Below are 19,073 nucleotides of genomic sequence, written 5' to 3' on the forward strand. Positions count from 1 at the left end.
GCCAGGGCTCGGCAAGGCCAAGAGCGGCCTGGAACAGGTCATCGATCGCCGCCATCAACGGTCCTCCAGCAGGGTTGGGGCCGGGAGGACCGACCCTACCGCCTGACGAAGACCCCACCCACACGATTCAGCGAGGAGCCCCGCATACCCGCAGTCGCTACCTCTCGGCCCAGCCAGCCTTGAGTGGTCCGGCCACCCGCCGCAGCATCGGCAGAGGGCCTGGAAGGTGCTGTCGGCTGGGAGATCGGAACCAGGGGTAGCCCCGATGCGCTGCTCGCTCGGCCCGTGCGACGATCAACCGATGGCCAAGACCGTGCTGATCGTCGACGACCACGCCCCCTTCCGGCTGCTGGCCCGCGCGCTACTGCAGCTGGAGGGCTTTGAGGTCGTGGGCGAGGCAGCCGACGCCCTGTCGGCCCTGGACGCGGCTCACCGGCTGCGGCCGAGTGTAGTGGTGCTCGATGTCCAGCTTCCCGACCTTGACGGCTTCGAGGTCGCCCGCCGGCTGGCCCAGGCCGGGGACCCGCCGGCGATCGTGCTGGTGTCCAGCCGTGACCGCTCGGCCTACCGCCGGCGGCTGGCCGAGAGCCCGGCACGCGGGTTCATCGCCAAGAGCGACCTGTCGGGCGCCGCGGTTGCTGCGCTGGTCGGCTGAACGATGCGCCGGCGCGCGCTTGGCGTCGCGGCGGCTGGCCTTGCCGTCGCGGTGGCTGCCGAATCGGTGACCTACCTGCCCGAGGAGCCCGGGCTGGTGGCCGCCGACGCCACCGTCGGCTTTGCCTTCATCGGCCTCGGCGTGGTCGCTTGGCGGCGGCGGCCATCGAGCCGGTCCGGTCTGCTCATGGCCGCGACCGGCGTCGCCTGGTTCGCCGGCAGCTTCGCCGACGCCGCGTTGTTCCTGCACCGGGGGCCGCTGGTCCACCTGCTGGTTGGCTATCCGCGAGGCCGGCTGCGGTCCCGCCTGGAACAGGTGGTCGTTGCGGCGGCGTATGTGGATGCCGCGGTGTATCCGCTTGCCCGCCAGGACATCGCGACGATCGTGCTCTCGCTTGCGGTGGTGGCCACGGCGCTGGTCGGCTACCTACGCTCCAGCGGCCCCGAGCGGCGGGCTCGAGCGGCGGCGCTCGTGGCAACCTCGGCGGTCGCGCTCGCCCTGGGGTTCGGCGCCGTCGGACGCCTGGCGGACGTCGGCACCGACGCGACCGGGCTGTGGGCGTACCAGGGCGTGCTGGTGTTGGTGGCTGTCGGGCTGTTCGCCGATCTGCTGTGGGGGCGCTGGACACAGGCCGCCATCACCGGCCTGGTGGTCGACCTCGGCGAACCCGATGAGGCGGGAACGCTGCGGGCCAAGCTTGCCCGTGCCGTTGGGGATCCGTCGCTGGTGGTCGCCTACCGGCTCCCTGACGCTGATGGCTACGTGGACGAGGCCGGCCGTCCGGTGGCGCTGCCTGCCGCCGGGGCGAACAGGGTGGTCACCTACCTGCAGGAGAGTGGCCAGCAGATCGGCGCCCTTGTCCACGACGCCGCCGTGCTCGACGACCCGGACCTGGTCAGCGCGGTGGCTGCCGCCGCGGGGGTCGCGGTGGCCAACGCCCGGCTGCAGGCGGAGGTTCGGGCCAGGGTGCGCGAGGTCGAGGCGTCCAGGCGGCGGATCGTAGAGGCCGGCGACACCGAACGACGCCGCCTGGAGCGCGAGCTCCACGAGGGCGCCCAGCGGCGGCTCGCCCACGTCACCGAGCTGCTTGCCGACCGAGGACCGCCGGTTGCAGGCCTCCAGCGGGAGCTGGAGACCGCCCGTGCCGCCCTGACCGAGTTCGCCCGTGGCGTGCACCCCAAAACGCTGACCGAGGCGGGACTGGCGGTGGCGCTCGCCGAGCTGAGCGAACGCTGCCCTGTGCCGGTCCAGGTGGGCGTCCCGGAGGAGCGGCTCGCGCCAACGGTGGAGGCGGCCGTCTACTTCATCTGCTCGGAGGCGCTGACCAACGTCGCCAAGTACGCCCAGGCATCACAGGCCACGATCCGGGTCGGGAACCGGACAGGCCTATTGGTCGTGGAGGTCGAGGACGACGGTGTCGGAGGCGCCGACCCGGCGCGCGGCTCGGGCCTACGTGGCCTGGCCGATCGGGTCGAGGCGTTGCAGGGGCGGCTGCGCATCGAGAGCCCGCGGGGTAGAGGGACCCATCTCGTTGCCGAGATCCCCCTCAGCCAACCCGACGCCACGGCTTGACGAGATACGCCGTCGGGATATGGCCGAGGGACTGGTCGCGCTCGAAGGTGAGCACGTCCCGATACAGACTCCAACGGACGGCGAAGGTCTCGCCGGCGTTTCCTCCCTCGGTGAAGCTCAGGGTGATCGCCTTCCCGTTGAGGGTGTAGGTGCCCGATGTGGAGTAGCTGTCGACGTCGTTTCGCTGAGTGAAGGTGACGCGCCCGTGGTCGAACGTGAGGGTGAAGTCGCCCCAGTTCTGATCGTTGACCTCGGCCGCGTTCACCAGCAACGGCGACTTGACAAGCTCCTCACGGGTGAAGCTGGTTCGATAGACGCCGTCGAGCGCGGCCGCCGTCTGGTCGGCCGCGCCCGCTGCCGAGCTCGACGGTGAGCAGCGCGGGCTGTCAGGGGTTGCGGCGGCGCGGGTTTCGCGTTTCATCGCCAGGATCCGCTGCAGCAACGACCTCGTCTCGGCGTTGCCCTCGATCCTGTCGTAGACCGGCTGGACAGCCCGGCGAAGCTCGGCGAGGTCCTGGTTGCTGGCACGCACGAACCGAAGTCCCCGCCGGCAGAGGACGTTCCCATCCTCGGCGCTGAGCCCCTGCGTGAAGTCGAGCTGCCGCGAAACCACGGCCGAACCCGCCCCTCGCAGCGCGGCCTGCTGGCTTGCCGTCAGCGACTCGAAGACCTTCCGGTTGATCACCACAGTCACCGGCTTCGGCCAGAAGGTGACGTTGGCGGTGACCGCCTTCGCCTGCCTGTCGTACTCATTCCCCTTGATCGTGCCGAAGCCGAGCTCCAGCCCATCCAAGCCGCTGACCGGCCCGCCAGCGACATACCCGACCGGCGTGGCGCCAAGGGCGGTGAACGTCGCCTTGGCGACCTCGCCTTCCCGAACGCCGATCCGGGCCCCTCGGTAGTCGTGGACCGTCACACCGGACGCGACAGGCCAAGCGGCTTGCGCAGGTCGGTTGGCAGCACCGCCAGCCCCACCAGGCCAAGCTCATCGGTGCCCGCCAGCATCTGGCCGGCCAGCTCGCTCTCCAGGACGCGCTGCTCCAGCGTCTGGTTGTCGATCAGGAACGGCGCCAGCGGCGCCTGGAAGCTGGTGACGCCCACGGTGTCATAGGCGCGCGCGGCGACCTTGGCGAGCTGGACCTTGCCGGCCTGGACGTCGGCGATAGTGCCCTTGTCGTAGTCGATCTCCTGGAGCCGCCACCGGTTTGTCACCTGGATGCGGAGCGACCCGGCGGCGCGTCGCTGGACCTCCTCGATCCAGAACTGGACGTCCTCTGGGCCGTCCTCGTGGTTTGCCAGGGTGAGCACGACCGGCTGCTCGGTCTTGGTGCCGCCGGCCTTGTCCACGCCCGAGCCGGAGCAGCCCGAAGTGGCGAGGACGACCGCGAAGATCGCGAGGAGTGCAACTCTTGGACTCAGCGACTGGCGTCGGTGCATTGGTGCCTCCCCTTTGCTCGACGCCTCGACGATGCGGGCTCGGGGTGCACGGCGCATCGGGTCTTGCCCTGATTCTCCCATCGGAGAGACAGGGGACAACCCTCGGCAAGACCAGAGTCTGCCCCCGTCGAACCGGGTGCGGGCGGCGTCCTAGGGTCGGTCTGATGCAACGCCACCATCCCGAGGAGGAATCATGATCAAGCGCACAGTGCTCGCGCTCCTGCTGGTGCTTGCTGCTGGCTGCTCCGCGACCAGCGCGGCCGCCATGTCAGAAGCCACCTCACCGAGCCGCTCGACCAGTGCGGTGCCGTCGCCTGTCGCCTCGGCCAAGGGCTGGCTTGCCTACCAGGGCACCACGCCCCGCGGCGAGTTCGAGGACGGTATCTTCCTCGTACGGACTGACGGGTCCGACGACCATCAGCTCGTCGCCGATCTCCCGGGCCGGCAACTGCACCCGGACTTCTCCCGCGACGGCAAACGGCTGACCTTCGACCTGGCCGCCTCCGAGGAGTCCCCAAGCCAGGTGTATGTGGCCGACGCCGACGGCGCACATGCCCGTCGCCTCCCCCCATGCCGGCTGCCCAAGTGCGCCGGCCACTGGGAACCTGCCTGGTCCCCAGACGGCAGACACCTTGCGGTCTCCACCGACATCGACCTCCGGCCGGGCCTGCCGCCGGCACGCTTCGGCATCGCGATCATCGACCTCGCCAAGGGACCGAACGGCCCGTGGTCGACAACACCTTCGAGGCCGGGCAGGACCACTTCGCCCGCTGGTCGCCGGATGGGCGCCGGCTGGTGTTCTGGCGGGGCCGTGAACGCCCGGGCGGTGTCCAGGCGGCGGTGTTCGTGGTCGGTGTCGACGGGACCGGCCTACGGCAGCTCACCCCCTGGGGCTTGCTGGCCGGCGACCCCGACTGGTCACCGGACGGCGCCCGCGTCGTCTTCAACACCCGGCCGCTGGTCGACTTCCAGGAATCCGGCCGGTCCGAGCTCTACACCATCCGCCCGGACGGGACCGGCCTGCGCCGGCTCACCACGTACGGCCCGAACGGACCGCGCGCGACCCAGCCCCGCTGGACCCCCGACGGCAAGGCTATCCTGTACACACACACCAACCAGGACGGCTTTCCGCGGCACATCTACGCCATCAACGCTGACGGCACAAGCGACACGCCGGTGCTGACGGCCAAGCCCATCTACACCCACCCGATCCTGCAGCCGACACCCTAGCGACGCCGACTTGCCGGGGGCGTCCGCGGCCGGGCGCCCCCGCAGCTTGAGGCCCGTCGCCGCACTTGCGACGATGAGCACATGATCGCCGGTGACGTCCTGCGCGGGCGCGCCGGTCGGCTCGTGTTGCTCGCTGCCGGCCTCGCGCTCGGGCTGCTATCGCTGGCAATCGCGCGTGGTGAGCCCGCGTACTCCCTCGCCGGCAGCGCGCCGATCGCCGGCGCGGCCGAGTTGCTGGCCGGCTGGAGCCTGATCGCGGCCGGGCTCTGGGCATGGGTACGGCGGCCCGGCAGTCGCTTCGGGCCGCTGGTGGTAGCGGCGGGCGTGGGGTGGTTCCTGGCCGAGTGGGACAACCCGGGCGCAGGGGCGGCACTGACGTTTACCGTCGGCCTGGTCCTCCGTGCCGCTTGCCCAGCTCTCTGATCGGTCATGCCGCGCTGATGTACCCGGGTGGGCAGTTGCGGACCCAGCTAGAGCGGGTCGCCGTGGCGATCGCCTACGGCGGCGCGGTGCTAGGGCTGGGGCTCCTGCCGGCGCTGTTCTTCCGTCCAGCCGGCCAGGGCTGCAGCCGATGCCCCGACAACCTGGTCGGCATCTTCAATGACCCGCAGGCCGTGCAGGGGCTGAACCGCGTCGGCATCCAGCTGGGATTGGTCTGGGCGCTGCTGCTGGTCGTACTGCTGGGGTGGCGGCTGGTTCGGTCCAGGGCCGCAACGCGGCGGCTCATCGCGCCCGTGGCCGTCCCTGCGATCGCGTACCTAAGCTTGGTCGCTTGGAGCTTCCAGCACGCCCTCGCCAGGGGCTTCCTCAGCAACGACACCCTGGACCGCCGCCTGTGGCTTGGGCAGGCGGCGGCGCTGGTGGCGCTGGCGCTCGGCGTGTGCTGGGAGTGGGTCCGGGGCCAGCGCGTCCGCTCGGCCCTCGCCCGGCTGGTGGTGGAACTCGCGTCCTCGCCGCGGCCTGGCGGTCTTGCCACAGCCCTCTCCAGGTCGCTCGGCGACTCTTCGCTCACCCTGCTCTATCCACTACCCGATGGGCGGCGGGTCGACGGCAGTGGCCGTCCTGCCGAGCCTGAGAAGGGGCGGGCGGTGACTCCGCTGGTGCGTGGCGGCCAGCCGGTGGCGCTGCTGGTCCACCGGCACGGGCTCCTCGACGACCCTGGGCTGGTCGATGAGATCGCCACGGCAGCACGCCTCGTCCTCAACAACGAGCGGCTCCAGGCGGAGGTCCGCGCCCGGCTCGAGGACCTTCGCGCCTCGCGTGCCCGGATCGTCGAACGGGGGGACGCCGAGCGGCGGCGGCTGGAGCGCGACCTGCACGACGGCGCCCAGCAGCGCGTGGTCTCACTCGCGCTCTCGCTGCGTCTCGCCCAGCTCGGAGCCGAGGCCAACACCGACGTGGCCGTATTGGAGGAAGCGGAGGCCGAGGTTCGCCAGGGCCTCGCCGAGCTGCGCGCGCTGGCGCATGGGCTCTACCCGGCGGCCCTCGTCGAGGAGGGCCTAGGAGCGTGGTGTCTTTTGGGAAATCTCACTGTTGGTGACAATCCACATGCTACCTGAGCTGCTAGTTTCACTCAAAGCGTTCGTCCTTCCAGCTGCTGAGGCCCATTGGGCACCACGCTCCTAGGGGCGGCCTTCCAGGCGCTGGCCGAACAGGAATCCAGCCCGCTGTCGGTGGGACGGCTGCCACAGGGACACGTCGAGTCAAGGGTTGAGGCCGCCGCCTACTTCGTGGTCGCCGAGACTTTGAAGCGAAGCCGGCCGCGGCGGGCCACCGTCGACACGGCTCGCGCAGACGGGCGGTTGGTGGTCGAGATCGAGATCGATCGGCAGCTGCCCGAGGAGTTGACCGATCTGGAGGACCGCGTCGGCGCGCTCGACGGCCGGCTGCTCGTCCAGGCCGCGCCGCAGAGCGGGACCCGTATCCGCGCCGAGCTGCCATGCGCGTAGTGGTCGCCGACGACGAGGTCCTCCTCCGCGAGGGCCTGGCGCGGCTGCTGATCGAGGCAGGCTTCGAGGTCGTGGGCAAAGCCGGCGACCCAGACCAGCTCCTGGCCACGATCCGGCACACCCGACCAGAGGTCGCGATCGTGGACATCAAGATGCCACCGACGCACACCGACGAGGGGCTGGTGGCGGCTGAGGAGATTCGGCGCCGTGACCCCTCGGTCGGGGTGCTCGTCCTGTCCCACTACCTGGAGTCGCGCTACGCCATGCGACTGCTGCAACAGCATCCTGAGCGCGTCGGCTACCTGCTCAAGGAGCGGATCTCCGACATCGCGGTGCTCACCGATGCGGTCCGACGCGTCGCCGAGGGTGAGTGCGTCATCGACCCCACCATCGTCTCCCGGCTGATGGCCCGCCGGCGCGACACCACCCCGCTCGACCAGCTCACCGACCGCGAACGTGACGTGCTCGCCTTGATGGCCGAAGGGCACTCCAACCAGAGCATCTGCAACCAGCTGTTCCTCAGTCCCAAGACCGTGGAAGCACACGTCAGCCATATCTTCTCGAAGCTCGGGCTCCGCGACGCATCCGGGTATCACCGTCGGGTCCTGGCCATACTCGCCTTCCTGCGCGCTATTGACGGTTGACCAGACGACCAGGCCAGGTCAGAATCTTGACCTATGAGTGACACGCTACCCTTCTCTGAAGTCAAGGCCCACCTGTCGGAAGTCGCCGATCGGGTCGAGCGTGAGCATGACCGCATCCTGGTCACCCGCAACGGACGACCCTCCTTCGTCCTGGTCAGCCCCGACGACCTGGCGTCGCTGGAGGAGACGCTGGACATCCTCCAAGACGACGAGCTGATGGACTCCCTGCACACCTCACGCCGGCAAGCCGCCGCCGGCGACACCGTCCCCCTGCGCGACCAGGCGTAGGAACGGCCTCGTGTTCGAGGTCGAGATCACCCGGGAGGGCCTGCGGCACCTCAACCAGCTTCCCGGCAAGATCCGTGACGCCGCGATCCAGGCGATCCTGGGCCCCATCGCCGAACGCCCGCGACGCGTCGGCAAGCCGCTGGTCGGCGAGCTGACCGGGCTCTACTCGGCGCGACGCGGGGACTACCGTGTGATCTACGAGATCGATGACGACCGCAAGGTCGTGATCGTGCACCGGGTCCAACACCGTCGCGTGGTCTATCGTCCGCGTTGACGAACCCAAGGAGCAGGAATCGGCAGAGAATCCTGGTAGGAGGTCCGAACGTGGCAATGCCGGGAGCGGCGTCCTCCGGGTGCAGAGAGAACGCTTAACTGAACGCCAGGAGAGCACTTAACTTCGGCACCTACGGTCTGAGCCGACCTGCAACAACGCCGCTTAGCACAGCGGTTCCCGGTAGTTTGCTGACACGGAAGATCCTGGTGGCTAATTGAGGTCATGCGGCCAGGGCCAGTTCGAGGCGAGCGAGGTGGCTGGTGCGGGTCCGGTCCAGTGGGTGGCCGTTCCACCAGGCGTCCAGGCGGGTCAGGTTGAGGGCGACCGCTGCGTCCACGTGTTCGAGGTGGGTCTTGTCCAGGCCCTTGTAGCGGGCGTGGCGGATGTCGGTGACGGCGACGGCCTGGTGGATGGTGCCTTCGACGCCGGCGCGCAGGGCGTACTTGGCCTGCCAGGCGTTGGTGGTCTGCTGGGCGCGGGCGGTGTCGAGGGCCTGCTGGATCTCGCGGGGCCGCAAGGTGAGCTGGCGGCCGCCGCGCGTGGCGGTGGTGCACTGGCCGCGGACTGGGCAGGCCTGGCAGACCTGGGCGGGGAACTTCACCACGACCGCGTCGGCGCCGCGCTGGACACAGGGGCTCCACGAGGCACTGACGGCCCCTTGCGGACAGGTGGCCGAGCCTGCGTCCCAGTCGATGGTGAAGGCGGTAGGGTCGAACCCGGCGCCGGCCCTGGCCTGCGGTGAGGTGTCCAGCAGCACCGGGGAGATGAGCGCGATACCGAAGTCACGCAGCGAGGTGAGGACCAGCTCCGCAGACGGGTAGCCCGAGTCGATGGAGCGCTCGCCGGGCAGTAGGCCCCGGGCCGCGAGTGTGCGGTGGATCGGCTCGGTCATCGCCGAGTCCGGCACGGTCGCGTCCGTGGTCGCCACGTTGGTGATGAGGTTGGGCGGCTCGGCGGCCACCCGCGCCGACGCCGCAGACCCGCTGCCAGTGCCCGTACTGTCGGGGGTGTCACAGGTCTCGCTGACGTGGACCTTGTAGCCGTTCCAGAAGGTGTCGCGCTTGCCGCCCCAGCGGGCGTGGGTGTCATACGGCGAGGTCAGGCGCAGCCTGCCCGGCGGGAGACCGTCTGTCTCAGCCTCCCGCCGCTTGACCACCTCCCGCCCGCCGGTGACCGTGCGGGTGTAGTTCTGCACCAGCACCACCCGCAGGACCCCCACCGCGGGCACCTCGGCCAGCCAGCTGGGGGCATCCGCTGCATACACGGCCGCAAGCAGCGCGAACCCGTCGGTGCCGGAGGCCAGCGCCAACTCGGCGCGCTTGGCCTGGGAGGCGGGCAGCCGCCAGGAGTCCCCCCGCGCGGTATACCGCTTGCCCCATCCAGCCACGTCGACGGCGCCGGCCAGCCAGGCCGGAGCTGCGACCGCCAGCGCCTCCAGACACGCCCGCACCGACTCGCCCGCCAGCTCCAGCCGGTTCAGGTCACGGACCGCCGCGACCACGTGCGTGGAATCGGTGCGCTGCTTGCCGCCGGCGGTCACCAGCCCCTTCTCCGCCAGGGCCGCCAGCAGCAGGTCCAAGCCCTTCTCCTCCATGCCGTGGGTGACCACGCGGCCACGGAACTCGCTCAGCACGGTGTGGTCGAACCCCGGGTCGGAAAGCTCCATGCCCAGCGCGTCCTTCCAGTCCATCCGGAACCGCACCTGGTGCGCCGCACCCCTGTCGGTCAGGTTCTCCGCCATCTGCAGCACCGTGACCAGCGCCAACCGCCCCCGCGACCAGCCCGGCTTCCCCCGCACCCCGAACGCCTCCGCGAACTCCGCGTCCGCGAACAACTCGCCCAGCTCATCGCGGACCCGCATCGCCAGTGGATACCCACCGTTGCCCGCCGCGGCCCGCGCCGCCTGCACGGTCAGCTCCGGGATCTGCGGCCACGGCTGCGGCTGCAACGACATCACCCACTCCATTCCCACGGCCGGGCAGGGGAAAAGACGGCCGCAGGCAGCATGATCCAACCCGGAACACTCCAGATCACAGAACCTGCCCGGCGCGCCGCGAAATTAACCACCAGGGTCACGGAAGAGGTCACAGGTTCAAACCCTGTCGCGCCCACCACCATCCTTGCAGGTCACAGCGCTGCTGGCGTCGGGCCGGGAGCGCTCGCTGCAAGCCTGGGCCGCGCTGGGGCCGCGGGTCCTCCTCACGGTCGAGCTTGGTGGCCTTCCCGGCCGGTCCACTCAGGCCCAGGGGCCTCAGGACGACCACGCAGCGTAGTCGCCGCATCCGGTCCAGACCGATCGTCAGCGTCACGCCCTCAGTCCTGCCCGGACGGAATGCCCGCATAACACGCGGCAGAGGCGGAAACGTCGCGCTTCAGCCTGCTCCCCTGCCGTGGCGGCTGCCAGCTGCCATCCGATGAGTGGACTTCCCCCCGGGAGGACTCTGCTGGCGAATTTACACCGGTGCCAGCGCTGGCCGGAGTCTGGTGAGACGGGAAACCCAGCTGCCGCCCAGTGGCGTCTGGGTGAGCCAGGCGTCGACGCGGACCAGGTTGAGGGCCAGCGCGGTCAACACATGCTCCAGGTGGGTCTTGCCAGGCCGCGGTAGCGAGCCAGGTGGAGGTCGCTGCGGCGGGAGGCCTGCGCGATGGTGCCCTCGATCCCGGAGCGGTGCGCGTAGCGGTCCCGCCAGGCGTCGGTGGCCTGCTCGGTGCGGATGCTGTGCTGGGTCTCGTACTGCGGGCGAGGTCGGAAGGTGAGATGCCGGGGATTGACCGGCGAGCGGGTGGGAGCGGGCTCGGTCGGGGCAGGGGGTGCAGTCTGAGGTGCGGAAGGTGACCTGCACGATGGGCCCACTCCGACCAGCTTACGAACCTCCTCCTCAGGCTCTGCTGCATCGGTCGTGAAGCAGCCCGATCGGGCGAACATGGCCTCTGAGACCACCCGAGCCGGTCGCCGGGTGGCTCCTGGCTACGACGCCGGGCGCGAGAAGTTGGGGGTGCGACGACCCGCGGATCTAGAAGGATCGTCCGATCCCTCGGCGAGACCCGTGACCTACGGTGGCCCCCACGCGACCCGGCACGGTCGCACGCCCCCGAAAGGAGCGAACCATCGATGGATGCAGGCACAGTGATCGTCGAGGCTCACGCCGACCTCGAGCGGCTCTTCGCCGCCTACGACGGCGCCGATGGCGGCAGGGCCGCGCGTTTCAGCACCTTCGGCGCCATCGCGGGCGCCCTGGGGGTGCTTGAGACCATCGAGGGCGAACTGCTCTACCCGGCGCTGCAGGCGCAGACGAGCCGGTACGACGGCGACATCGAGCGGCAGCTCGAGCAGGCCCATCTCCTTGACCTGTTGGCGGTGGAGCTCGCCGCGATGGTCCCGACCGACCCGCGCTACGACGCGAAGGTGCAGGTCCTCCTGCAGGTCTTCCGCCTCCACGTGCGGGACGAGGAGGCGCTTATCCTGCCGGAGGTCCGACGCCGCCTCAGCCCCTCCGACCGCGAACAGCTCGGGCGGTCCCTGATGGAGCGGACCGGGCAGCTCACCGGGCGGCCGCGCCGCGGCTGGTGAGGCAGCGGCGGCCCGCCGTCTAGGGTCCCCGAGCGGAAACGTCGGACGCTGCCACCCACGGATCTAGGCGCATCGTCCGATGTCCGGGCCGCCGCGGGACCGTAGCGTGCCGGCCAGCCCACGTCCCACGCGCACGCCGAGAAAGGCTAGCTCATGTCCATATCCGAGGAGACGACGACCGTGCCCCAGGCCCCGCCGCCCGCCCCGGCATCCGGGGTCGACATCTGGGACATCGACCCGGTCCATTCCACCGTACAGTTCGTCGTCCGGCACGCGTTCACCAGGGTGCGCGGACGGTTCGGCGACGTCTGGGGCGTCCTTTCGATCACCGGCCCGCCCGAGCGCTCGACCGGCCACGTCGAGATCGCGGCCGTCAGCATCGACACGGGCCAGGAGGGGCGCGACGCACGCCTCCGCGGCGAGGAGTTCCTGCAGGCCGAACGCTTCCCGTCCCTCGTGTTCCACAGCGCCGCGGTCCGGCAGATCGACGACGAGCGGTACACGGTGGACGGCGACCTGACCATCCGCGACATCACCCGCCCGGTGACCCTCGAGGTTCGCTACCTGGGCCGGACGAGGGATCCGGCCGGCTTGTCGCGGGCAAGCCTCCGCGTCCGGGCGGAGATCGACCGCGAGGACTACGGCCCGAGCTGGAACGTGATGCTCCAGGAAGGCGGCAGCCTTCTGGTCGGCAAGACCGTGCACGTCGAGCTGGAGGTCCAGGCGGTGCGGCGCCGAGGGTGAGCGCCGGCCTCCCATACCCGATCGGAGATGCCCCATGAGACGCATGAGACCAATGTTGCTGGTCGTCGCGATCCTCGCGATCGTGGCCGCCAGCCTTGGATCCGCGACGGCGCTTCATGCCCGGTCCGCGGCTCGGCCGGTGGACCCGGTCATCCAGTGGAACCGGACACTGCTGCAGATCCTCCGTACCCCTGGCGCCCAGCCGAAGACCGTGCACCCGACCCGGAGCCTGGCGATTATGCACGTCGCGATCTACGACGCGGTCGACGCCATCGACCATACCCATGCCCCGTACCTGGGCGGGACCGTGGCGCCACGGCATGCCTCGGTCCCGGCGGCGGCCGACGCGGCGGCGCACGACACCCTGGTCGGGCTGTACCCGGCGCTCAAGGGGATGCTCGACGCCCGCCTGCAAGAGTCGCTGGCGCAGGTCCCGAACGGCCGTGCCAAACGCCAGGGCGTCGCGGTCGGGGAGGCGGTCGCGCGGCGGATCCTGGCGCTGCGGACCGACGACGGCTCCAACGCCACGCCGCTTGAGCCGGTGCCGGGGACGACGCCGGGAAGCTACCGGCCAACACCGCCCAACTTCGCCCAACCGGTCTTCACCCACTGGTCCCACGTCAAGCCGTTCACGCTGACCCGGGCCGACCAGTTTCGTCCCGGCCCTCCACCAGCCCTCACCTCCGCAAGGTACGCGGTCGCTTTGCGCGAGGTGCAGAGGCTCGGCAAGGCCGACAGCAAGGCCCGCACGGCCGACCAGACCCAGGTGGCCAGGTTCTGGGCCGCTCCGATCCAGAACTACTGGAATGAGATCACGCAGACGGCAGCGCTGGCGCACGGCACGACGCTCACCCAGAACGCCCGCTTGTTCGCCCTGCTCAACCTCGCCTTCGCCGACGGGACGATCGCCTTCTACGACGCCAAGTACGCCTCCTACGTCTGGCGGCCGGTCACCGCGATCCGGCTCGCCGACAGCGACGGCAACCCGGCGACGAGGGCCGATCCCAACTGGACGCCGCTGGCAGGCACCACCGCGCCTGACCCCTCCTACCCCGGCGCGCACAGCACCATCAGCGCCGCAGCCGCCGTCATCCTGCAGTCCTTCTTCGACACCGACCGCTTCAGCTACTCGGTCCGCTCCGAGGTCCTGCCCGGGGTGGAGCGCTCGTTCCCGAGCTTCTCCGCCGCGGCGACGGAGGCCGGACTGAGCCGCATCTACGCGGGGCTCCACACCCGCCTTGATCACACCTCAGGCGTCGAGCTGGGCCGCGACGTGGCCCGCCACGTGCTCAGCAACGACCTACAGGCTCGCTGAGCACACGATCAGTGCCGCGCGACGCCCGCGGTGCGACGGCATGAGAGGAGCCAACATGACCACCAGCAGGCGGCGGATCGTAGTCGACCGGCCGCCGGCGCGCGGACGCGCGCCCCATCCGCAGGCAACCGGCCGCCGTCAACGGCGGCAAGGAGTTCGCTGAGGCGGTGTTCGGACACCCGCCGAGCGTGGGTCCCAGAGCGGACGTCTCCCCGTTGCCGTGAGTACAGATCGAAAGGCAGCCAGATCATGAGCACCACCGACATGCCCCATGGGACGCCGCCCGAGGCCGAGCGGATGGCCGACGACGGCACCGTTCCGGGCCGTCAGCCGATGCCCGAGCCTGACGGCTGGGACATCGACCCCACCCACTCCCACCTCCAGTTCGTCGCGCGGCGCGGCGTCGCCCGGCTGCGCGGGCGCTTCCGCGCCTTCTGGGGCGTCGTCCACATCGCCGCCACGCCCGGGGACTCCCGCGTCGCGGCCACCGACTCCCTCGACGCCGACCGGTTCCCTTTCCTCACGTTCCGCATCGCTGTCGGTGTGGCACGAGAGCGACCGGCGCTGCGCGACGGGAGGGCGAGCTGAGACTCCGCGCGGTCCGGTGCGCCGGTGGAGAGCTGCGGTGGGTCGCCTGACCCCGCATGTGCAGGCTGAGAGGCGGGAGGCTCGATGAGCGAATCGCGGGCGCCGGGCTGGCCGGCCAGCCTGGATGGGTTCTGGTCCTGGCAGGCGCGTGGCGCCTGCCAGGCCACGGGGGCCCGGTTGTTCTTCTCGCCCGACGGTGAGCGAGGGCCGGCCAGACAGGCGCGCGAGCACGCGGCCAAGGCGGTCTGCGCCCGATGCCTCGTCGTCGATGTCTGCGGGGCGTACGCGGTGGCGGCACGGGAGCGGTACGGCGTCTGGGGCGGCCTGTCCGAGGCAGACCGGCGGAGGATCTGGCAGCGCGCGGACCAGGCCGACCTGGGGTGGCGGTACCGGCGTGCGCTCGCCGCCTGGGACACGACCAGCGTGTCCGGGGTCGGGGGTGCGTCGGTTGCGGGGTGAGCCTGCTCCCCGCCCGCCGACCGGCTTGGACGAGGACGGCCGGACGGCCGCCGGTCTGTTCCAGTCCGACGAGGCGAAGCGCATACTTTTCGCCATGGCCGGGACCGTCGCGACCTCGCGCTTCGTCGGTCGCACAGCGGAGCTGGGCCGTCTCGAGGCGGCGTACGCGTACGCCAGCGGCGGCGACCCGGTGACGCTGTGCGTCGGCGGTGAGGCCGGCGTCGGGAAGACCCGCCTGGTCACCCGCTTCGCCGGTCAGGTCCGCGGGAGCGGCGGGCAGGTGCTGCTCGGCGGCTGCATCGAGCTCGGCGAGGGGTCGCTGCCCTACGCACCCGCAGTCGAGGCGCTCCGCGGTCTGGGTCGGGGGCTGGAGCCGGCGGCGCTCGACGAGCTGGTCGGACCCGGACGGCCGCTGCTGGCTCGCCTGCTGCCCGAGCTCGGGCAGGGCGAGGAGTCGACGTCGGCCGGGCTCGCCGTCGGCTCGTCGGCACAGGCCCGGCTGTTCGAGGCGTTCCTCGCCCTGCTGGAGCGCCTCGCCGGCCGGTCCCCGACCGTGCTGGTGGTGGAGGACCTGCACTGGGCCGATCGCTCGACCCTGGACCTGCTCACCTTCCTCGTCCGCAACCTGCGGGCAGCGCTGCTCCTCGTGCTGACCTACCGCACCGACGAGCTGCACCGGCGGCATCCCCTGCGGCCGTTCCTGGCCGGACTGGACCGCAGCGGACGGGCCGAGCGACTCGAGGTGGGCCGCTTCGACCGTGTCGACGTCGCCGACCTGCTGGCCGGCATCCTCGGGACGAGGCCAGACGACGAGCTCGTCGAGCGGATCTACCGCCGCTCGGAGGGCAACGCGTTCTTCGCGGAGGAGCTGCTCGCCACCACCCACGAGGGCACCGGGCGCAGCCTGCCCCCGAGCCTCGAGAACGTCCTTCTGAGCCGCGTCCAGGTCCTTCCCGAGGACGCGCAGGCGACACTCCGGATCGTGGCCGCGGCCAGCGGTCGGGTCGAGCACGAGCTGCTCGCCGCGGTCAGTGAGCTGCCCGAGGCGGACCTGCTCGCCGCGTTGCGCGCCGCAGTCGCCCACCAGGTGCTCGTCCCCGACCCCGCCACCGAGACCTACGCCTTCCGACACGCGCTGACCCAGGAGGCGCTGTACGCCGAGCTGCTGCCCGGCGAGCGCGCTCAGCTGCACGCCGCCTTCGCCCGTGTGCTCACCGAGCGCCCCGACCTCGCCGAGCCCAGCCGGCTCGCCGTGCCGGCTCGGCTCGCCTACCACTGGGTCAGGGCCCACGACCCGGCTCGTGCGCTGCCCGCCGCTGTGGAGGCGGGGTTGCAGTCCGAGGCGGCCTACGGGTTCGCTGACGCCCAGCGTCACTTCGAGACGGCGCTCGAGCTGTGGGATCAGGTGGCTGACGCCGAAGAGCGGCTCGGCCTCGATCGTGCCGCGGTGCTGCAGCACGCGGCCGAGTCGGCCTACCTGGCCGGTGACCCGAACCGAGCCATCACGCTGACTCAGGCGGCGCTCGTCGACGTGGACGCGGCCAAGGATCCGGTGCGGGCCGGGCTGCTGCACGGGCGGCTCGGCGGCTACCTGCGGGCGACGGGCGGCGAGGGCGCGTTCGCCGAGTACGAGGCGGCCGTGCGCCTGGTGCCCACGAGCCCGCCGCTGGCCGAGCGTGCGCAGGTCCTGGCCGCCTTCGGCGAGGCACTGATCGGGCAGGGCCACTACCGCGAGTCGCGCGACCTGTGCGAGGAGGCGATCGCGATCGCCGGCCAGATCGGCGCCCTCGCCGAGGAGGGGGATGCCCGCAGGGCCCTGGGGGTGGACCTCGCCCTCCTCGGCGACCTCCAGGCGGGCGTCGGGCAGCTCAGCGAGGCCCGCCGGATCGCCCAGGCGGTCGGCAAGGTCGACGAGGTCGCGCGCGCCTTCGCCACCCTGTCGGGCCTGCTGGAAGCGTTCGGCGAGCTAGAGGCGGCAACCGCGCTCGCCTTGGAGGGCGCCGAGCTGGCGGCCAGCCAGGGGCTCGGGCGGTGGCACAGCCCATTCCTGACCGCGACCGCCGCGCGTGCGCTGTTCGCGCTCGGTCGCTGGGACGACGCCGAGGTGCTGCTGCACCGCGCGGCCGATCGCGTGGCCCCCGAGCTCGCCGCCGCGCGGGTCTACATCCACACGGCCCGCAGCCAGCTCGACCTCGCCCGAGGTCTTGCCGCCCCGGCCGCCGAGCACCTGGCGGTGGCCCGCGAGGCCTACGCACAGACCGTCACGCAGCCCTGGTTCGCCACGCCGCTGTTCACCGCAACGGCGGAGCTGGCCATCCTGGAGGGCCGCCTGGGCGACGCCGACGCCGCCGTGGCCGAGGGGCTGCGGGTCGCCGGCGCGGACCTCATCTTCGGCGCTTCGCTGTACGCCCTGGGGTTGCGCGCGGCCGCGGATCGCGCCGAGCTGGCACGCGCGCGCCGCACTGGCGACGAGGTCCTCGAGGCCCGCCGGGTCGGGAGCGCGCTGGCCGGCGAGCTACGCGCTCAGATGTCGCCCGAGGCAGCCGACGGCACGGTGCCCACGCCCCGCACCGAGGCCCAGGCGGTGCTCTGCGAGGCCGAGCTCGCCCGGCTCGGCGGGCACAGCGACCCCGACCTGTGGGCGGCGGCCGCCAAGGCCTGGGAGCGGCTCGCCGAGCCCTACCCGACCGCCTACGCCCGCTGGCGCGAGGCCGAGGCGCTGCTGCTCGGCGGCGTCGTCCGCGAGCAGGTCGAGCCGTCGCTGCGCGCCGCGCACGCGACGGCGAGCGAGCTTGGCGCGGCCCCGCTGCGCGCCGAGATCGAGGCCCTGGCCCGCCGCGGCCGCCTCAACCTCGGAACCGGTGCCGCGACCACCCCTCCGCCCGCACCCGAGCCGCCATCGCCGCTCGACCGGCTCGGTCTCACGGCCCGCGAGCAGGAGGTGCTCGCTCTGGTCGCGATCGGGCGGACCAACCGCCAGATCGCCGAGACGCTGTTCATCAGCCCCAAGACGGCCACGGTGCACGTCTCCAACATCCTCGGCAAACTCGGCGTCCGCAGCCGGGTCGAGGCGGCCACCATCGCCCACCGGCTCGGGATCGTGAAGCCGGGATCCTGACCGCTGGCGTCAACGCCAGCGGCACCCCGGGGAGTGGGCCTGCGGCCAGGTCACGGCAGGGGCAGGCGGGAGCCGTCGAAGTACCACAGCGCGCTCGAGTACCACATGAACACGATCAGGGTGACGAGCAGGCCGCCTGCGACCGGCAGCGCCCAGCCCGGCAGCCGACGGCTCCGCACGATCAGCACCTTCGCCGCGAACGCGCCGTAGAAGAAGCAACCGGCCACCGAGTGCACCGCCACCCGTAGGTCGCCCAACTGCACGCCGTAGGCGAACATGCAGTGCACGGCGACGGGCAACGAGAGCAGGAACAAGCTCGCGCCGCCGACGCGATGCAGCACCGGCACCGTCGGCGGCGCCGCGCCGGCCCCGGGGAGCCGCCGGTACATCCACAGCGCCAGCGTGAGCTGGGCCAGGGCCAGCCCCAGCATCCCCGTCGCAAGCTCCGCCTTGAGGCGGTTGACCGCGACGCCGTGCTGGCCGAACAGGCCCATCGTGTAGCTTGGGGTGTGCGTCCGGCCGAAGGCGTACAGCGCCACCGCCACGACCAACGCCAGCGCGCCGGCCACCGCCAGGCGGCCGGCGGGCTGCGGTACGGCGCGGGCCGGCGTCATCCCATCAAGCCCTCTCGTTGACGGTCACGGCCACCCCGGAGCCACCGGGCCGGCGCACGGCCGACCCGGGGGCACCGGCGTTGCGTCAGCTCCCGGTGTGCTTCCAGAAGTAGTAGTCGGCGGTGTATGGGACCTCGGCCACGGTCCCTGCCGTGGTCGCGTTGCATTCCGCGGCGGGGGGAGCCAGGCCGCCGGTGGTTGCGATCCGCTGGACGTAGGTCGTGGCCTCCAGCCGGTCGCCGTCAGGGCCAGCGGCCGTCGAAGCAGCGGACAGCAGCAGCCATGGAATGGCGGTGGCATCGACGGTGACGGAGTCCACGAGCTGGCCCACGACCTTGCTGCCGTCGGTGGCCTGCCACGTTGGCCCGCCGAAGTGGGTGATGATGAGCTTGCCGTGGTCGTCGTACAGGTTCGCCCGGGGCGCGACGAACCCCCAGGCAACACCGTTGCACGAGTAGATCTGGACGCCGACCGCGTGACCGACCAGGAAGACCTTGTTGCCGGCACCAACCTGGATCTTGCTCGGAACCACCGGCGGCGGCGGTCCGGCCTGGGCCGCCTGCGTCAGCGACAACACCGCCGCGGCAGCGACGATCCCCACCAGCAGCAGGCGGT

At 71.5% G+C, this 19,073-nt stretch carries 20 protein-coding genes; 15 read left to right on the forward strand and 5 right to left on the reverse strand.

Annotated features, from left to right (window positions below; all coding sequences use genetic code 11):
* The first annotated feature begins 301 nt into the window (after window positions 1–301).
* A complete protein-coding gene (locus VG276_11225) occupies window positions 302–655 on the forward strand; it encodes a response regulator transcription factor (GenBank protein HEV8649947.1) in 354 nt (117 codons plus the stop codon).
* Window positions 656–658: 3 nt separating this feature from the next.
* The gene (locus tag VG276_11230) at window positions 659–2,227 is read left to right on the forward strand and encodes an ATP-binding protein (GenBank protein HEV8649948.1); all 1,569 of its coding nucleotides are present in this window, start codon (window positions 659–661) and stop codon (window positions 2,225–2,227) included.
* On the opposite strand, the gene VG276_11235 is transcribed toward VG276_11230, so the two are convergent.
* Together VG276_11235 and VG276_11240 are read right to left on the reverse strand one after the other, a co-directional pair.
* Complete coding sequence (locus VG276_11235) at window positions 2,202–3,143, reverse strand: hypothetical protein (GenBank protein ID HEV8649949.1); 942 nt, start codon at window positions 3,141–3,143, stop codon at window positions 2,202–2,204. The genes VG276_11230 and VG276_11235 overlap by 26 nt on opposite strands.
* Window positions 3,140–3,664 carry a hypothetical protein gene (locus VG276_11240; GenBank protein HEV8649950.1) on the reverse strand — a complete coding sequence of 175 codons (525 nt, stop codon included), beginning with the start codon at window positions 3,662–3,664 and terminating at the stop codon, window positions 3,140–3,142. Before VG276_11240 ends, VG276_11235 begins: the two co-directional genes overlap by 4 nt.
* A 726-nt stretch (window positions 3,665–4,390) precedes the next feature.
* Here VG276_11240 and VG276_11245 point away from each other — a divergent pair.
* From VG276_11245 to VG276_11275, 7 genes are all read left to right on the forward strand, one after another.
* Complete coding sequence (locus VG276_11245) at window positions 4,391–4,894, forward strand: hypothetical protein (protein HEV8649951.1); 504 nt, start codon at window positions 4,391–4,393, stop codon at window positions 4,892–4,894.
* A gap of 81 nt (window positions 4,895–4,975) precedes the next feature.
* Window positions 4,976–5,317, forward strand: coding sequence for a hypothetical protein (locus VG276_11250; protein ID HEV8649952.1), 342 nt, complete (start codon window positions 4,976–4,978; stop codon window positions 5,315–5,317).
* 35 nt (window positions 5,318–5,352) lie between these two features.
* Window positions 5,353–6,453, forward strand: coding sequence for a histidine kinase (locus VG276_11255; GenBank protein HEV8649953.1), 1,101 nt, complete (start codon window positions 5,353–5,355; stop codon window positions 6,451–6,453).
* A gap of 48 nt (window positions 6,454–6,501) precedes the next feature.
* A complete protein-coding gene (locus tag VG276_11260) occupies window positions 6,502–6,843 on the forward strand; it encodes a hypothetical protein (protein HEV8649954.1) in 342 nt (113 codons plus the stop codon).
* Window positions 6,834–7,487 (forward strand): response regulator transcription factor, encoded by a 654-nt coding sequence (locus VG276_11265; protein HEV8649955.1) that lies wholly within the window; start codon window positions 6,834–6,836, stop codon window positions 7,485–7,487. The genes VG276_11260 and VG276_11265 overlap by 10 nt, the downstream gene beginning before the upstream one ends.
* A 33-nt stretch (window positions 7,488–7,520) precedes the next feature.
* The gene (locus VG276_11270) at window positions 7,521–7,775 is read left to right on the forward strand and encodes a type II toxin-antitoxin system Phd/YefM family antitoxin (protein ID HEV8649956.1); all 255 of its coding nucleotides are present in this window, start codon (window positions 7,521–7,523) and stop codon (window positions 7,773–7,775) included.
* Window positions 7,776–7,785: 10 nt separating this feature from the next.
* The gene (locus VG276_11275) at window positions 7,786–8,049 is read left to right on the forward strand and encodes a type II toxin-antitoxin system RelE/ParE family toxin (protein ID HEV8649957.1); all 264 of its coding nucleotides are present in this window, start codon (window positions 7,786–7,788) and stop codon (window positions 8,047–8,049) included.
* Between the two features lie 220 nt (window positions 8,050–8,269).
* Here VG276_11275 and VG276_11280 read toward each other — a convergent pair whose 3' ends face one another.
* On the reverse strand, window positions 8,270–10,003 hold the full coding sequence (locus tag VG276_11280; GenBank protein HEV8649958.1) for a transposase: 1,734 nt from the start codon (window positions 10,001–10,003) through the stop codon (window positions 8,270–8,272).
* A gap of 1,158 nt (window positions 10,004–11,161) precedes the next feature.
* On the opposite strand from VG276_11280, the gene VG276_11285 reads away from it, so the two are divergent.
* The 6 genes from VG276_11285 (at window position 11,162) to VG276_11310 (ending at window position 17,844) form a co-directional block, all read left to right on the forward strand.
* On the forward strand, window positions 11,162–11,620 hold the full coding sequence (locus tag VG276_11285; GenBank protein HEV8649959.1) for a hemerythrin domain-containing protein: 459 nt from the start codon (window positions 11,162–11,164) through the stop codon (window positions 11,618–11,620).
* 153 nt (window positions 11,621–11,773) lie between these two features.
* Window positions 11,774–12,364: a YceI family protein gene (locus VG276_11290; protein HEV8649960.1), complete on the forward strand. Its 591-nt coding sequence runs from the start codon at window positions 11,774–11,776 to the stop codon at window positions 12,362–12,364.
* 43 nt (window positions 12,365–12,407) lie between these two features.
* Window positions 12,408–13,679: a vanadium-dependent haloperoxidase gene (locus VG276_11295; protein ID HEV8649961.1), complete on the forward strand. Its 1,272-nt coding sequence runs from the start codon at window positions 12,408–12,410 to the stop codon at window positions 13,677–13,679.
* A gap of 249 nt (window positions 13,680–13,928) precedes the next feature.
* Window positions 13,929–14,267: a hypothetical protein gene (locus VG276_11300; GenBank protein ID HEV8649962.1), complete on the forward strand. Its 339-nt coding sequence runs from the start codon at window positions 13,929–13,931 to the stop codon at window positions 14,265–14,267.
* An 84-nt stretch (window positions 14,268–14,351) separates the two neighbouring features.
* Complete coding sequence (locus VG276_11305; GenBank protein HEV8649963.1) at window positions 14,352–14,726, forward strand: WhiB family transcriptional regulator; 375 nt, start codon at window positions 14,352–14,354, stop codon at window positions 14,724–14,726.
* Window positions 14,716–17,844 (forward strand): AAA family ATPase, encoded by a 3,129-nt coding sequence (locus tag VG276_11310; protein ID HEV8649964.1) that lies wholly within the window; start codon window positions 14,716–14,718, stop codon window positions 17,842–17,844. The genes VG276_11305 and VG276_11310 overlap by 11 nt, the downstream gene beginning before the upstream one ends.
* Window positions 17,845–17,894: 50 nt before the next feature.
* Here VG276_11310 and VG276_11315 read toward each other — a convergent pair whose 3' ends face one another.
* Together VG276_11315 and VG276_11320 are read right to left on the reverse strand one after the other, a co-directional pair.
* Window positions 17,895–18,458 carry a DUF6529 family protein gene (locus VG276_11315; protein ID HEV8649965.1) on the reverse strand — a complete coding sequence of 188 codons (564 nt, stop codon included), beginning with the start codon at window positions 18,456–18,458 and terminating at the stop codon, window positions 17,895–17,897.
* 85 nt (window positions 18,459–18,543) lie between these two features.
* Window positions 18,544–19,073, reverse strand: a 530-nt coding sequence (locus tag VG276_11320; protein HEV8649966.1) for a DUF3455 domain-containing protein, incomplete at its 5' end; no start/stop codon positions are given.

It is taken from the genome of Actinomycetes bacterium (assembly GCA_036000965.1).
Lineage (GTDB): Bacteria > Actinomycetota > CALGFH01 > CALGFH01 > CALGFH01 > DASYUT01.

Bases quoted from the DNA above. Each gene is read 5' to 3' on its own strand.
- VG276_11225 (HEV8649947.1), top strand. From the start codon at position 302: ATGGCCAAGACCGTGCTGATCGTCGACGACCACGCCCCCTTCCGGCTG.
- VG276_11230 (HEV8649948.1), top strand. From the start codon at position 659: ATGCGCCGGCGCGCGCTTGGCGTCGCGGCGGCTGGCCTTGCCGTCGCG.
- VG276_11240 (HEV8649950.1), bottom strand. From the start codon at position 3,664: ATGCACCGACGCCAGTCGCTGAGTCCAAGAGTTGCACTCCTCGCGATC.
- VG276_11250 (HEV8649952.1), top strand. From the start codon at position 4,976: ATGATCGCCGGTGACGTCCTGCGCGGGCGCGCCGGTCGGCTCGTGTTG.
- VG276_11265 (HEV8649955.1), top strand. From the start codon at position 6,834: ATGCGCGTAGTGGTCGCCGACGACGAGGTCCTCCTCCGCGAGGGCCTG.
- VG276_11270 (HEV8649956.1), top strand. From the start codon at position 7,521: ATGAGTGACACGCTACCCTTCTCTGAAGTCAAGGCCCACCTGTCGGAA.
- VG276_11280 (HEV8649958.1), bottom strand. From the start codon at position 10,003: ATGTCGTTGCAGCCGCAGCCGTGGCCGCAGATCCCGGAGCTGACCGTG.
- VG276_11285 (HEV8649959.1), top strand. From the start codon at position 11,162: ATGGATGCAGGCACAGTGATCGTCGAGGCTCACGCCGACCTCGAGCGG.
- VG276_11290 (HEV8649960.1), top strand. From the start codon at position 11,774: ATGTCCATATCCGAGGAGACGACGACCGTGCCCCAGGCCCCGCCGCCC.
- VG276_11295 (HEV8649961.1), top strand. From the start codon at position 12,408: ATGAGACCAATGTTGCTGGTCGTCGCGATCCTCGCGATCGTGGCCGCC.
- VG276_11300 (HEV8649962.1), top strand. From the start codon at position 13,929: ATGAGCACCACCGACATGCCCCATGGGACGCCGCCCGAGGCCGAGCGG.
- VG276_11305 (HEV8649963.1), top strand. From the start codon at position 14,352: ATGAGCGAATCGCGGGCGCCGGGCTGGCCGGCCAGCCTGGATGGGTTC.
- VG276_11315 (HEV8649965.1), bottom strand. From the start codon at position 18,458: ATGACGCCGGCCCGCGCCGTACCGCAGCCCGCCGGCCGCCTGGCGGTG.